General features: G+C 67.6%; 13 protein-coding genes. 8 read left to right on the forward strand and 5 right to left on the reverse strand.

What is annotated here, in order from left to right:
• Window positions 1–225, reverse strand: a 225-nt coding sequence (locus ASF26_RS23240) for a hypothetical protein (RefSeq protein WP_210168143.1), incomplete at its 3' end; no start/stop codon positions are given.
• A 241-nt stretch (window positions 226–466) separates the two neighbouring features.
• On the opposite strand from ASF26_RS23240, the gene ASF26_RS07545 reads away from it, so the two are divergent.
• The 5 genes from ASF26_RS07545 (at window position 467) to ASF26_RS07570 (ending at window position 5,110) form a co-directional block, all read left to right on the forward strand.
• Window positions 467–667, forward strand: coding sequence for a hypothetical protein (locus tag ASF26_RS07545; RefSeq protein ID WP_056251685.1), 201 nt, complete (start codon window positions 467–469; stop codon window positions 665–667).
• On the forward strand, window positions 664–1,578 hold the full coding sequence (locus ASF26_RS07550; protein WP_056251688.1) for a DNA/RNA non-specific endonuclease: 915 nt from the start codon (window positions 664–666) through the stop codon (window positions 1,576–1,578). Before ASF26_RS07545 ends, ASF26_RS07550 begins: the two co-directional genes overlap by 4 nt.
• Window positions 1,579–1,597: 19 nt before the next feature.
• Window positions 1,598–1,882 carry a hypothetical protein gene (locus ASF26_RS07555; protein WP_056251690.1) on the forward strand — a complete coding sequence of 95 codons (285 nt, stop codon included), beginning with the start codon at window positions 1,598–1,600 and terminating at the stop codon, window positions 1,880–1,882.
• Between the two features lie 300 nt (window positions 1,883–2,182).
• A complete protein-coding gene (ettA, locus tag ASF26_RS07560) occupies window positions 2,183–3,835 on the forward strand; it encodes an energy-dependent translational throttle protein EttA (protein ID WP_056251834.1) in 1,653 nt (550 codons plus the stop codon).
• Between the two features lie 390 nt (window positions 3,836–4,225).
• Entirely contained in the window at window positions 4,226–5,110 is an 885-nt protein-coding gene (locus tag ASF26_RS07570; protein WP_056251701.1) for a porin family protein, read from the forward strand.
• Between the two features lie 250 nt (window positions 5,111–5,360).
• Here ASF26_RS07570 and ASF26_RS07575 read toward each other — a convergent pair whose 3' ends face one another.
• The 3 genes from ASF26_RS07575 to ASF26_RS07585 form a co-directional block, all read right to left on the reverse strand.
• Window positions 5,361–6,215: a formyltransferase family protein gene (locus ASF26_RS07575; protein WP_056251704.1), complete on the reverse strand. Its 855-nt coding sequence runs from the start codon at window positions 6,213–6,215 to the stop codon at window positions 5,361–5,363.
• Entirely contained in the window at window positions 6,212–6,982 is a 771-nt protein-coding gene (locus ASF26_RS07580; protein WP_056251707.1) for an SDR family NAD(P)-dependent oxidoreductase, read from the reverse strand. The genes ASF26_RS07575 and ASF26_RS07580 overlap by 4 nt, the downstream gene beginning before the upstream one ends.
• Window positions 6,983–7,099: 117 nt before the next feature.
• Window positions 7,100–8,407, reverse strand: coding sequence for a capsular biosynthesis protein (locus ASF26_RS07585; RefSeq protein ID WP_056251711.1), 1,308 nt, complete (start codon window positions 8,405–8,407; stop codon window positions 7,100–7,102).
• Window positions 8,408–8,779: 372 nt separating this feature from the next.
• Here ASF26_RS07585 and ASF26_RS07590 point away from each other — a divergent pair, with 372 nt between their 5' ends.
• From ASF26_RS07590 to ASF26_RS07600, 3 genes are all read left to right on the forward strand, one after another.
• Entirely contained in the window at window positions 8,780–10,201 is a 1,422-nt protein-coding gene (locus ASF26_RS07590) for a capsular biosynthesis protein (RefSeq protein ID WP_156462912.1), read from the forward strand.
• Window positions 10,198–11,742: an LTA synthase family protein gene (locus ASF26_RS07595; protein ID WP_244475866.1), complete on the forward strand. Its 1,545-nt coding sequence runs from the start codon at window positions 10,198–10,200 to the stop codon at window positions 11,740–11,742. Before ASF26_RS07590 ends, ASF26_RS07595 begins: the two co-directional genes overlap by 4 nt.
• Before the next feature lie 185 nt (window positions 11,743–11,927).
• Entirely contained in the window at window positions 11,928–13,097 is a 1,170-nt protein-coding gene (locus ASF26_RS07600; protein ID WP_056251713.1) for a polysaccharide biosynthesis/export family protein, read from the forward strand.
• 175 nt (window positions 13,098–13,272) lie between these two features.
• Here ASF26_RS07600 and ASF26_RS07605 read toward each other — a convergent pair whose 3' ends face one another.
• Window positions 13,273–14,646 carry an aminotransferase class I/II-fold pyridoxal phosphate-dependent enzyme gene (locus tag ASF26_RS07605; RefSeq protein WP_056251718.1) on the reverse strand — a complete coding sequence of 458 codons (1,374 nt, stop codon included), beginning with the start codon at window positions 14,644–14,646 and terminating at the stop codon, window positions 13,273–13,275.
• Window positions 14,647–14,687: the final 41 nt, after the last annotated feature.

Raw genomic sequence — 14,687 nt, forward strand, 5'->3', positions numbered from 1 at the left:
CACAGCGTCCGCCACCGCCTGAAGCTGGCTCTCGGGAAGCGCGCGAAGAGCAGACGTCTCGTCAAGCCCGTCGAGGATCGAGGTTTCTATCCGTGACAATGGCTCACTCACTTCTTTGAATCTGATATCGGATCGACAGGGCGCCCCACCTGCCGCTATCGGCTTCGGGCAGGGGCCGACGATCCTGGTGATGACAACGTTCCGCGCCGCGAGGTCGTCGCGCACTATAACGCCACTATCGGTCAATACCACGCCGACGTTGCAGAGCCGCTGACCGCTTCCCAAGCTTTTGAGCGTTCGAACGGCCACGGGAGTTAAGGATTTGCGGCCGATCGATCAATGTCGAAGAATGGCTTTTCCGCCATCGACGACTTCGCTGCGAGCCGAGATGAACTGCTTTCGCCGCCTGTCCGCACTACTGTCGATGCAGCTCCTGGCCTGTGTGACGCTTTGTCCTGAACCCTTAGTGGCCTCACCGCTCTCGATCCCGGCGCCCGTCCTCGAATTGAGGCTGCCCTGCGACAGGCTCGACGGCTGCCGGAATCCCGGCTCGTCGCAGCAACCCGACCGCCGGGTCGAGCCGTTCGGCGGCACACTCGGCCGGCCCTGCGCCTATCGCTGGCGGCCGACGCCCTCGGGCACGCGCAAGGTGCGGATCTGCCGTTGAGCATTCCGGTTCGGCGGAACGGGCGGCGCTCGGCTGCGGCATGCCTCCTCCTCGTCGGGCTGGCGTGGCCGGCGAGCGAGGGCGAGGCGGGGTTTGCCTGCGCCTCGATCTTCGCGAACGGACAGGAGCCGGTCCTCGTCAACCGTAAGCTCGCCCGCGAGACGACGAGCCTTTGCTACGAAGCCTTCGCGGTGCTGCATTCGGGCGTGTCGCGCACCCCCGTCTACGCTTCCGAACTCCTGACGCGGGCGAGCGTCGCCAAAGCGCGGACCGTCGACCGGACGGATTCCTTCCACGAGGAGGACCGCCTTCCGAAATCCGTCCGCGCCCGGCTCGACGACTACGTCCGGAGCGGTTTCGACCGAGGTCATATGGCGCCGGCCGGAGACATGCCGAGCGCGGCGGCGCAGGCCGAGTCGTTCAGCCTTGCCAACGTCGTCCCCCAGGATCGCACGCTGAATCGGGGCCTGTGGGCGGCGATCGAGGAGAGCGTCCGCCGTCTCGCGGTCGCGCGGGGGCGCCTCTTCGTGGTCACCGGGACGATCTATGCGGGCAGCACCATCGATTCCCTCGACGGTCGCGTCCTCGTGCCCTCGTCCCTGTTCAAGGCGATCTACGATCCCGGGCGGGGGGAGGCGGGAGCCTATCTCGTGGCGAACCGGGCCGATGCGGAATGGCGGTCGGTCCCCCTCGACGAGTTGGCCACCCTGTCGGGCATCGACGTCTTTCCCGGCCTCGTCGCGACGGCGATGGACCTGCCCGAGCCGCGCACCTATTCCAGAGGCGACACGGCGGGCGAGCGTCCGAAGGGGCGCATGCGCGAGGAACCGGGATTCGGCGAATGGGCGCTCGCAGCGCTTCACCGCATCGCGCGTCGCCTCCTCCGCGAGGTGCTGAGGTCGATCTTCTGACGATGCGGGGAAGACGGACATGAAGAACACGGCCGGGACCAAGGCGACTCCCCCGACCTTCACCCCCTTCGCGGACGACGCCACCGTGGAGACCATCGGGGGGCTTTCCGTGGAGAACGGGTCAGGGTCGATTGCCGTTCACGGCAGCCTCGACCTGCCGCGCGACAGGATGGGACTGGATCGCGCGCGCAAGCTCAAGGCGGTCGCCGACGCGATCGTGGCCGCACTCGAAGCCAGCGACCTGCCGGACGAGGCGCTGCGCGCCGCATCGAACTCCCGGACGGTCGAGAACCCGTTCGCGTGACCCGACGACGGGGCGGGCTCGGAAAGTCAGTCCGTCGCCCGCTCCCGCACCATACCTGTTCTTGCCGCTGACCCGCCGCCCTGATACGTCCAGCCATCGTCCGATGCGATGCGGTTTCGAGGACGGCTCGCTGCCGTCCGACGCCGCCGCACGCGGGACGGCCCGGGCAGGCCGGAGCAACGCGCGCCGCTTTTCATGGCGCGCGACCTCCGCGGCAAGGTCCACCCACGCCATTTCCGGCGGCCGATCCAGCGCCCCCGCGCCGAGCCGCCCCGCAACAGTCAAGGATACCGGACGCTCATGGCGCGCGAATTCATCTACCACATGAAGGGTCTCACCAAGACCTATACCGGCGGCAAGAAGATCCTCGATAACGTCAACCTGTCGTTCTATCCGGACGCCAAGATCGGCGTGCTCGGCATCAACGGCTCGGGCAAGTCGACCCTGCTGAAGATCATGGCCGGCATCGACACGGAATGGACCGGCGAGGGCTTCGTCGCGCAGGGCGCCCGCGTCGGCTACCTGCCGCAGGAGCCGCAGCTCGATCCGAACAAGACGGTGCGCGAGAACGTGATGGAGGGCGTCGCCGAGAAGCAGGCGCTCCTCGACCGCTACAACGAACTCGCGATGAACTATTCCGAGGAGACGGCGGACGAGATGACCGCCCTCCAGGACCAGATCGAAGCCAAGGACCTGTGGGAGCTCGACTCGAAGGTCGATCAGGCCATGGAGGCCCTGGGCTGCCCCAGCGACGAGCAGCCGGTCGCCACCCTGTCGGGCGGCGAGCGCCGCCGCGTGGCGCTGTGCAAGCTGCTACTCTGGGAGCCGGAACTGCTCCTCCTCGACGAGCCTACCAACCACCTCGACGCCGAGACAGTGAACTGGCTCGAAGGCCACCTGAAGCAATATCCGGGCGCGATCCTGATCGTGACCCACGATCGCTACTTCCTCGACAACGTCACCGGCTGGATCCTCGAACTCGACCGTACCCGGGGCTACCCCTACGAGGGCAACTACTCGGCCTGGCTGATCCAGAAGCAGAAGCGCCTCGCCCAGGAAGGCCGTGAGGACATGGCGCGCCAGCGCGCCATCAACCGCGAGCAGGAATGGATCTCGGCCTCGCCCAAGGCCCGCCAGTCGAAGTCGAAGGCCCGCATCACCCGCTACGAAGAACTCGTGGCGAAGTCGCAGGACAAGATCGACGCCTCGGCCCAGATCGTCATCCCGATCGACGAGCGCCTCGGCAACAACGTCATCGAGTTCGAGCACCTTAACAAGGCGTTCGGCGACCGCCTGCTGATCGAGGACCTGTCGTTCAAGCTGCCGCCTGGCGGCATCGTCGGCGTCATCGGGCCGAACGGCGCCGGCAAGACCACATTGTTCAAGATGATCACCGGCCAGGAGAAGCCCGACGGCGGCACCATCTCCGTCGGCGAGACCGTGCATCTCGGCTATGTCGACCAGTCGCGCGACGCCCTCGATCCCGGCGCCACGGTCTGGCAGGAAGTCTCGGGCGGCAACGACATCATCTATTTCAACAAGCGCGAGATCAATTCCCGCGCCTATTGCGCGGCCTTTGCCTTCAAGGGCTCCGACCAGCAGAAGAAGGTCGGGACGCTGTCGGGCGGTGAGCGCAACCGCGTGCATCTGGCCCGCACGCTCAAGGGCGGCGCCAACGTGCTGCTGCTCGACGAGCCCACCAACGATCTCGATATGGAAACCCTGCGGGCTCTCGAAGAGGCGCTGGAGGATTACGCCGGCTGCGCCGTCATCATCAGCCACGACCGCTGGTTCCTGAACCGCATCGCCACCCACATCCTCGCCTTCGAGGGCGAAAGCCATGTGGAATGGTTCGAGGGCAACTTCTCGGATTACGAGGAAGACAAGAAGCGCCGCCTCGGCGCCGATTCCCTGATGCCGAAGAAGATCAAGTACAAGAAGTTCTCGCGCTGACGACGCGGCCCGGTCCAGGACCGGGCCGTTTTCGTATGTCCGGCCCATGGCCGGGCGGGAGACCGAGGCGACGATGCCGCACCTTGTCGCGCAGGTAGCGGCATTGTTCTTGCTGGGCCCTACCAGAACTCGCGCCGACCTTCGCATTGACCGGCACGATTTCGGCAGGAGGCCCAGCGTTGAAGCAAAGATGATCGAAACGTTACCGATCTCGATGTCTTCGGCTTTTCGCCCCGCCGGACGAGATTTTTAAGGGGCGCCGCCGCCATATCGATGGAGATCGGCCCACCACACTCGTTTCTACGTTAGGGTGTGGCTCGCGGGTCATAGGCGAGCCGTGAGGGAGGGGCTAATTTGCCCTCAAGGTCAGCCCCCACGGACATCCTCATCATGATCGCGAAGCTTCTTCTCGCCGGCACCGCCGCCGTTCTTCTGGCCGGCGCCGCTTCCGCCGCGGATCTTCCGCGCCACGTCGCCCCCCCGGCTGTGTTCTCCCCAGTCCCGGTCTTCACCTGGACCGGCTTCTACCTCGGCACCCATAGCTCCTACGCCTGGAGCGACGATCAGACGATCCGCACCACCGGCAACAACGGCCCCGGCAGCGGGTTCACCAACACCCAGCTGAACGTCGCCCAGAACCGTCGTCCCGGGACCTTCCGCTCCGAGCAGGACGGCATCGGCAATGTCGGCGGCGGCATCGGCTACAATTACCAGCTCACCCCCGGCTCGGGCTTCGTCATCGGCGTCAATGCCGACGTGACCTGGACCGACATCAGCAAGAGCTACGCTTATTTCGGCCCGGCCCTGGCCGCCAATGCCGGCATTCCCGATCCGAGCAACCTGCGCCAGCGCCTCGACTATCTCGGCACCGTCCAGGGCCGCATCGGCTACGCTTTCGACACGGTCCTCGTCTACGGCACCGGCGGCTTCGCCTACGGCAACGTCAATTACGGCGCCAACTTCTTCAACGGTGCCGGCACCCTGGCCTATGCCGGCCGCTACAACGACATGGAGACCGGCTACGCCTATGGCGGCGGCATCGAGTGGGCGATCCCCACCGACAGCTTCCTCAACCGGTTCAACTTCATCGGCAGCTTCATCGGTGCCAGCGCCATCACCCTGAAGGCCGAGTACCTCCATTACGACCTCGGCAGCCGCAGCGTCCTCGTGAACGCCACTGGCCTCACCGCCGCAACCGGTTCCTACACCTCGCGCTTCAGCACCGAGGGCAACCTGATCAAGGCCGGCTTCAACTACAAGTTCGGCGGCCTCTGAAGTCACCGACCGCCGGAGCGCATCGCGCCGCCCGGCACGCCAGTTCGACGGTCAACGACATGGCTCGATCCTCCGGATCGGGCCATGTTCGTTTGGAAACAAGGCCGCGATGCCGCCGTGCCGGCCCGGGTGTAGCGCGATGGCGATGGCGGCCGTTCGAGACCGCTTCTCCAGCCGTTCGGTGGGTCGCGCAGCCTATCGGCCGACCTGTCCCGCGAAGCCGCCCGCGCGATCTGTTTGCGACACGTGCTCAGGCCTTCGCATTCACGCCCAGCGCGGCCCGCAAGTCGGCGCTGTCGATGAGCTTTCGCCCTTGGCTGGCCAGGCGCGCCAGCAGGGCGCGGTCCGGGAAGTGGCAATAGGGCAGGGGCTCCGGCACGGTCCCCTCGTTCAGAGTGTCGGATGCGATCTCGCCCAGCACCCGGTCGAGGAGGATGCGCCCTCGCTCATGCAGCAGGATCGTGGCACGGGTGGCGGTGGTGCCGGACGGCAGGTCCGATGCTTCCTGCGCGAGGATCGCCCCCGCGTCGATGGCGGGCGTCAGGCGATGGATCGTGACTCCGAAGGCGGGATTCTCTTCCGCCAGAGCGTGGATCGTCGGAACCGGCCCGCGATGGCGCGGCAGCAGGCCGGGATGGAGGTTGAGTCCCCCAAGCGGCGCCAGCGACAGGGTCGCGGCCGAAAAGATCTGGTCGAAATGAAACGCGACGATGAGATCCGGAGCATGGGCCTCGAAGGCCCGGGCCGCGTCCGGTCCGTTGGCGTCGTCGATCCGCAGGGTCGGAATACCGAGCGTTCGGCACAACGCCTTGAGCGGCGTCGCCGTGGTCGCGTCTCCGGCCCCGGTCAACCGCCTCAGCAGCCCCGATGCCGGAGCCAGCAGATCGGGCAGGCCGAAATTCACCGCGAGATAGGGCAGGAAAGCCGGGCCGGAGCGGGCGAGGTGTCGCCGGACCTGACCACTTAAGCCGCCGGAACTCGGACGCTCGGCATTCGACAGGCCGACGAAAGCGATATCCTCGGCGTGATCCCGCACGAACCGGCGTACGGCACGGGCATTCGGCAGGGCCTCCAGCACGAACAGGGCGATGCGCGGGCGGGTCATCGCTTGTTGCGTCCGACCTTGAACCGGAAGCCGCGCATGGAGCGGCGGCGCAGGCCCTCCGGCAGCAGGACCGATCCGCGCGCCAGGGAGGCGAGGGGTTCGGGAAAGGCGATGATGTCGCGATCGCGCTTCAGCCCGCGCGCGATGCGGGCGGCCGCCTCCTCGGCGCTCATCTCCATCGGGCGCCAGCCCTCGTAATCCCCGCCCATGGTGGTCTTCACATAGCCGGGGGTCACCACGTTCATCTTGACGCCGCGGGGGGCGAGCTTGGCGCGCAAGGCCAGGCCATGCGCGAGCAGCGCCGCTTTGGTACCGCTATAGGCCGGCGCGTCGGGCAAAGGCGCGAAGGCGGCGAGCGACGAGACCAGGGCGATCTGGCCGCTGCCGCGCGCCAGCATCAGGGTGACGCAGGGCAGGGCGACGTTCAGCGCGCCATTGAGATTCACGTCGACGGTCTCGAACGCCATCGCCTCGGTCTCGATCTCTCCGCCGGGATGGCCGCCATTGATGCCGGCATTGACGATGACGAGATCGAGGGGCGAGGCCGCGTGGGTTTCGCGCAGCCATTCGGCCACGGCCGGCCGGTCGCGCACATCGAGAGAACGGGTCGACACGGTTGCGCCGAGATCGCGGCACGCGGCGGCGACGGCATTCAGCCTGTCGATGCCGCGCGCATTGAGAACGAGGTGTGTGCCGGGCGCGGCGTAATGCCGGGCAAGGGCCGCGCCGATACCGCTCGAGGCACCGGTGATGAGGATGACGGGCATGGGCCTGTTCTAGAGCATCATTCCGGCAAACGGGAACCCGCTCTGGGAGGAGATCATACCGTGCCGATAACGGGGACGCAGCGGCCTGCCCGGAATGAACCGAGGCGCGGCGATCGCTCAGTAAACGGGAGCGAGTTCCGGGGTTCTCATCGAGCGTTCGCGGATCGCCTGTGCCGCCACCAGGGCCGGGGCCGGAAGCCTGGATTCCAGCCGCAGGACGCTGCCGGCCACAGCCCGGTCGATGGACGGGCGGGAGAAGAAGCCGCCATTCACCTGGGTCCGGTGAAGGACGACACGGCGGAAATCCGCCATCAGCGCCATGTCCGGTGCTTCGGGCTTCGTCCAGAACGTGTCGAGGCCGCCCTGATGGGTCAGGCCGGGCAGGTTGTAGATCGCCTCGCCCGCAGCGACGGTCGGACGTCCGAGTTCGAGGGACAGCATCCCGACGGTGCTGTTCACGAGCACCACGCCCCGGCTGCCGGCGATGAGCTTGGGCAGGTCGCCGCCATCGATGAAATCGAGCCGCTCGTCCACACCGTGGCGCCGGGCGGAGTTACGGGCGTGCTTGCGCCAGTTCACCAATCCGCTGTCGAGCGGGTGGAGCTTGATCAGCAGTCTCGACCGATCGGACGCATGGGCGGCAAAGGAGGCGATGACGCGATCCATGAACCCTTCCACCCCGAGGAAGGGCGAGTGGACACGGATCTGATAGTCGCTGTCGAGTTGCAGCGGCAGCAGGAAGTACTCCTCCTTGCGCGCCGCATAGATCTCGCTGAGCTCCCGTGCCTGGCGCCGCGTGCGGCTCCGGCCGGCGAACTTCTTGATCCAGCCCACATATTCGGCCGCGACATGAATCGGCCGATGGCTGCGGAAATGCGGGAAGAAGTAGGGAAACCCGATATTGGCGATGTTGTAGGCCACGTCCCACAGGCTGCGGCGGGCCATGTCGCCACTCGCCGGCATCGCGCGACCGGGCCGCGGCAGGCGGCGGGCGATGGCGCGGATCTCGTCCGCGCAGCGGGGCAGCGAAGAATGGCCGTTGACGCCGCCGAGCTCACACGTCACCCAGTTCGGCCGCAGGTAGCCCTCTTCGAACACATGGATGCGGATGCCGAGGGGCTCGGCGGCTTCGCGCGCGGCGACATGATAAGGACGGCAATCGCCGAACAGGACGATATCCGTCACGCCGTGCTGGACGATGTAGTCGGCGATGTAGGCGTCCCAGCCCTCGCGGGGGCCGCGATAATTGTCCGAGCCGAGGCGCCAGAACAACCAGTCGCCCGAGGAGAAGTTGATACGTCGTACCTGATGGCCGCGTTTGAGCAGCGCCTGGCCCAGATCGGCGAAGAACGGCGAGGCGATCCCCTGCAGAAACAGGAAGGTCGCAGGCCCCTCGCGTGTGGTGTCTACGCGTGTCGGCAACATGCGGAAGTGCTTGCTCCTGCGCCCGGGAAGGGCGTGTCGAATGGGCACGTACACCGCCCTGATCGCACGAATGGTGCAACGCGGCAATTGCGTAGCACGGCCTTGTTAACGGAATTCCTGGGGGCGTGATGTGTCGGCAACAAGGCGCCTTGTAGACCCCGTCGAAACCCGACACCGATGGTCCGTCGCGAGGCGAGATCGGATCGCATGAGGGCGCGGATCGTCGTATGGGTGCCCCCTCCCGAACCGGATCAGCGATCGCCATTGCCCCATCTTTCGACGCCCCCTGCCTCGGCCGCATCGATAGCGACAGGATCGCTGCTCGCCGCGAGCCGGCCCGTCCGGGTCCTGCGGGCGGAGATCGAATCCGTGATGGGCCTCCGTTTCGGTCGGGTCTGGGGGCCGGGGACGATCGGCGTGGTCTGGGGCCGGGGCGGCCTTGCGGCGGCGAGCCTGCGTCTTGCCGGTCGCGCGATTCTCACCGTCGAACCGGGGCCCCTGCTTAGCCCCTACGATTCGCCCGCGACGGGACTGTCGACCCTGCGTCTGACGCTCGACGGCGTTCCGTTCGGGGGAGAGGCCGGGATCTACGCATTCGACCCGTGGACGCGGCGACCGATTCCGCTCGGGGAATGCCGGGACAAGGTAGCATGGCTGGAAGGCCGGTTCCGGGACAATTCCCGCCCCACCGTCCTCGTCGGCATCTCGCGTTGGAAGCGGCCGGCCATCGATGTCTTCGTCGGCGGCCCGTCCGGCAAGCCCGTCCACGCCATGAACGCCGAGGATGCTGTGGCGAAGGCCAGGGCCGGTCGTGCCCGCATCCTCGCCTGGGCGACGCGGATGCCTGAACGACTGCCGGCGCTCTGCGCGGAACAGGGCATTCCCCTCGCACGGATAGAGGATGGATTCCTGCGCTCGGTCGGCCTCGGCGCGAGCCTGCAGCCGGGCGCCTCCATCGTGGTGGACGACAGCGGCATCTATTACGACCCGCGTACCGAGAGCCGCCTCGCCCGCATCCTCAAGACCGAGGATTTTCTGCCCGAACTCGTGGCCCGAGCATCGGCTCTGCGCCAGCTCGTCGTGGAACGGCGCCTGACCAAGTACAATGTTGGCCTTTCCGGCGACGCATCAGGTTGGCCCAAGGACCGGCGCATCGTGCTGGTGCCGGGCCAAGTCGAGGACGATGCCTCGGTGCGGCACGGCTCGCCGCATGTCCGCTCGAATCTCGAACTCCTGCGCGCTGCCCGCGCCCGCAATCCGACGGACTTCCTCCTTTACAAGCCGCACCCCGACGTGGAGGCCGGGTTCCGGCCCGGCGCGATCCCGGAGGCCGAAGCGCTGGCCCTGGCCGACCGGATCGTGGCCGGCCTCTCCATCGTCGATCTCCTCGACCGAGCGCACCATGTGGAGACGATGACCTCGCTGGCAGGGTTCGAAGCCCTGATCCGGGGCTTGAGCGTGGCGGTCCATGGCCGCCCCTTTTACGCCGGCTGGGGGCTGACCGAGGACCTCGCGCCCGGTGCCGACAGGGGGCGGCGGCTCGCTCTCGACGAACTCGTGGCAGGCGCGCTCCTCGTCTACCCGCTCTATCTCGACCCCGTGGCGATGAAGCCGTGTACGCCCGAACAGCTCCTCGACCGGCTGAGCGAGAGCCGCGAAGCGGCGGCGCCATCGAAGCTCGCCCTCAGCCGCCGGGCACAGATCGTCATGCGCCTGCGCTACGCCGTGCTGAACCCTATCGTCCGCCTGATCCGGGCACGGCGGGGGATCGGCAAAGGTGGCGACAAAGCATGACCATCCCCGCCGCTCTCGCCTTGGCACTGACCGGCTCCCTCGCCATCGAGGCGTGGGACGGTGCGGGTCGTCGGCCCATCGGCCGTCGCCCCGGCGAACTGGCCCTGCGTCTTGCCGGCTACGCGCTGCTCACGGTGTTCTGGTTCTGCTTCTCGTGGCGCCCCTGGCTTGCAGCCTTCTCCTGCCTTCTCACGGTCGCGATCCTCGTCACTGTCAGCCGGTTGAAACAGGCGGTGATCGGCGAGCCGCTGGTCTTCAGCGATTTCGCCCTGCTGCGACAGGTGCCACGCCATCCGGACCTCTACTATACGCGGCCGCTCACGGACCCGCGCATGGCCATCCCCCTGGGGGCGAGCCTCGCCTTCGTCGCCCTCTGGTACTGGATCGAGCCCACCGCGCTGCCCGAAGAGCCGAGCGTCGCCGTCCTCGCCCTCATCGGCTTGCCATGCCTCCTCGTCGGGCTGGCCTCCGCCATCGGCACCGGACGACCGGCGCAGTGGCTCGCGGCCCGGTTCCCCCGGCCCGATCTCGACGCGGATTGCGCGCGCTACGGGCTGCCGGCCACGATCATCGCCTATGCCCTGCGCTGGAGACGCGAGCCGCCGCCGCCGCCGGAGGCGGGCGACGACGGCTCGCTCCGGCAATCCGGCGCGGCGCCAGTGGTCGTCGTCGTCCAGCTCGAATCCTTCATCGACCCGACCCGGCTCGGCGGGCCGGACATTCCCTTGATGGAGATGATCCGGACCCGCGCCTCGCGCCACGGCCGGCTGACGGTCCCGGCCCACGGCGCCTATACGATGCGGACGGAACATGCGGTACTGACCGGAAGTGAGCCCGACAACCTCGGGTTCGGACGCTACGATCCCTATCTCAGCAATGGCGGCGACGAGCCGGCGAGCCTCGCCCGGCGGGCGATGGCCGCGGGATACGCCACGGTGTTCGTGCATCCCTTCCATCGCGACTTCTTCCATCGCGCCGAGGTGATGCGGCGGTTCGGCTTCGCGCGCCTGGTAATGGAGGAGGATTTCGCAGGTGCCCCGCGCATCGGCCCCTATATCGGCGACGAGGCCCTGGCAGCGCGCATCCTCGCGGAGGTGGGGGCGGCAACGACACCCGTCTTCGTCTTCGCCGTGACCATGGAGAACCATGGCCCGTGGAAGCCCGGCCGGCTCGACGGCATCGACGATCCGCTGGCGCAGTATCTCCACCACGTCGTCCATACCGGCCGGGCCGTGGAGACCCTGATCGCCGGCCTCGAGGGGCGCGATGCGATCCTCTGCGTCTACGGCGATCACGCCCCGTCCCTGCCCACCTGCCGGCCGGGCTTCGGCGACACGACCACGGACTATGCCGTTTTCGGGTTCGGGACCTTCCATGACGGTCCGCACCGGATCGATACCACCGCCCCCGAGCTCGGCCGTTTCCTCCGGTCCGTCATCGGGGGGCATCGGCGGAGCGACCGAGATCGGCTATCGCCTCACCATCGTGCTGACACGAACGTGACCGAGGCGGACCCGCGCATCGTTTCGACAATGCGATAGTGGAACGATCGTTAAACGATCGAAGAGATTTGGCGCTATCAAGGCTGGACCGTTCGTGACGACCGGCCTCTCACCGGCCGGCACGGCTGGCGACCGAGACCGGCGCTGACGGACGGTTCGTATCCGCCGACCGACACGTGATCCGACAAGACACTCGTCGTGGGGGCGGGTCTGAGGAGAGTTCGATGTTACCCAAAGCCACGCTGGCCATCGCCATCGCCGTCACGGTGTCCGGCTGCAACGCCTTCCTGCCCGCCGCCGGTCCGTCGACCTCGGCCGTGGTGGAAGGAAGCGATCAGGCGACGAGCGAGGGGACCTTCGCCCGTTATGAGTTCATCGAGGTGAACTCCGCCGTGGTGGAGGCCTTGCGCGGACGCCCCCTCGATAGCCTGCTTTCCTCTTTCGGTGACGGACGCATGCCATCGGAACCGGTGATCGGGATCGGTGACGCGGTCGCCGTTTCGGTGTTCGAAGCTGGCTCGGGGGGCCTCTATTCCGGTCCGCTCACCGTCAACTCGATGTCCGCCGGCTCGAAGGCGGCGCAGCTGCCCGAGCAGACCGTCTCGCGGGACGGGGCGATCTCGGTGCCCTATGCCGGCCGGATCAAAGTCGCGGGGCGCCGTGCCCAGGACGTCCAGGCGCTGATCGAGACCGAACTCGCCGGCAAGGCGATCCAGCCGCAGGTCATCGTCACCGTGAGCCGGCCGGTCTCGCAATCCGTCACCGTGGGGGGTGAGGCGGTGGGCGGCGCCCGCGTCCCGCTCGGCACCCAGGGCGATCGCATCCTCGATGTCATCGCCACGGCCGGCGGCGTGAAAGCCCCCGTCAGTGAGACCTTCGTGCGCCTGTCGCGCAATGGCAGAACGGCGACGGTGCCGCTGACCACAGTGGTGTCGAACCCCAAAGAGAACATCTACCTGCGTCCCAACGACAACCTCACCCTGGTGCGCGATCCCCAGACCTTCCTGGCCATCGGAGCACTGGGCACCTCCAACGAGATTCCGTTCCAGGCCGAAGGCATCACCCTGGCGCAGGCGCTAGCCAAGGCGCGCGGCCAGAGCGACGCCGATGCCGACCCCACCGGCACCTTCCTGTTCCGCTTCGAGCCTGCCCCGGTGGTACGCCGCCTGAAGCCCGGAAGCCCGCTCCTCGGCACGCCGCTCGTGCCGGTGGTCTACCGTTTCGACATGCGCGACCCGAACAGCCTGTTCCTCACCCAGGCCTTCCGCATGCGCAACCGCGACATGATCTACGTCTCGAACGCTCCGTTCACCGAGGTCAAGAAGGTCCTCTCGGTCTTCGCCGCCGCGTCCCAGCCGATCACCACCGGCGTCCGCGTGGGCGGCGCTTTCTGAAGGGGAAGCCCTGTAACCACGGGTCGGCGGATCGCTCGACCGTTACGGGCGGCCCGCGCGATGCGGCGGCGCCGGTTTAGGCCTCGCGCCATCCCGCCGATGGTGCCGGCCTCAGGATCACACCCATCGCGGGCGATGCCGCGCCGCCTGCCCGGCCGAGCCGGGCAGGATGCTCTCAGGGCTTGCCGCGCTTGGCCATGAGCTGCTCGATCAGCGAGCCGCCCTTCTCGATCTCGGCGAGTTCCTCGGCCACGGCCGCCACGGTCTCGCGGATCTGCTCGGGCGTATGCTCGGAGGTGATGAAGAAGCGCAGTCGTGACGAGCGCTCGGGCACCGCCGGGTGGATGATCGGCTGCACGTTGATGCCGCGCTTGTAGAGTCGGTCGGACAGGGTCACCGATTTCAGAGAATCGCCGACGATGACGGGAATGACGGCGAGGCCTAGACTCGTGCCGGTATCGAGCCCGTGCTTCCTGGCGCAGGACAGGAACAGGTGGCCGTTCTGGCGCAGGCGCTCGACCCGGTGCGGCTCCGCATGCATCAGGGCCAGTGAGGCTTCGGCGGCGGCGGCCAGCGGCGGGGACAAGCCGACGCTGTAGATGAAGCCGCCGGCGGTGCATTTGAGATACTCGATCAGCGCGGCCGGCCCGGCGATGTAGCCGCCGCAGGAGGACAGCGTCTTCGACAGCGTGCCCATCCAAATGTCGACGAGGCGCGGATCCACGTCGCAATGCTCGGCGAGGCCGATCCCGCTCCGGCCGAGGACGCCGAGTCCATGGGCGTCGTCCACCATCAACCAGGCGTCGTAGCGCTGCTTCAGGGCGATGAGGCCGGCGAGATCCGGCGCATCGCCGTCCATGCTGTAGAGACCCTCCACCACGATCAGCGCGCGGCGGTGCTCGTGGCGGGTGGCACCGAGCAGGGTCTCCAGGGCGTCGAGATCGTTATGAGCGAAGGAGCGGCGCTGGGCGCCCGAGAGCTGAGCCCCGGTGACGATGCTGTTGTGGCTCAAGGCGTCGTGGAAGATTACGTCGCCGGGTTCGAGCAGGGCGCCGATGGTCGTGACGTTGGTGGCGTGCCCGCTCACCATCACCACGCAGGCTTCCGTCTCGTAATGCTCAGCCAGCGCCTGTTCGAGGCTGAGATGTCCGGGCCGCTCGCCCGCGACGATCCGGCTCGCCGAGGCCGACGTGCCGTACTCGTCGATGGCGCGGCGCGCCGCCTCGCTCACATCCGGGTGCCCGTTGAGCCCGAGGTAATCGTAGGACGAGAAATTGATGAAGCCCTTGCCGGCGATACGCGTGGTGGCCCCGGCCCTGGTCTCGTGGACCCGGAAGAAGGGATTGCCGAGGCCGATCAGATCGGCGGCCGAACGCTGCAGCCGCAACTCCCGGTAGCCGGGCAGGGACTCGAACTTCTGCACCGAGGCGTCCGTCGTCTTCGCCTCCGGTCGCGGGGCGGCCTGACGGCTGGCATTGCGGCCGAGACGATTGGTGACGAAGCCCGCGAGTGCCGCGCGGCCACCGTCGGGGCGGGGTGGGTTGGACATACGGATAGGGTCTTCCGGTTGCGGATCACGGGGGCTGGCTC

This window comes from Methylobacterium sp. Leaf93 (assembly GCF_001422345.1).
Classification (GTDB): Bacteria; Pseudomonadota; Alphaproteobacteria; order Rhizobiales; family Beijerinckiaceae; genus Methylobacterium; species Methylobacterium bullatum.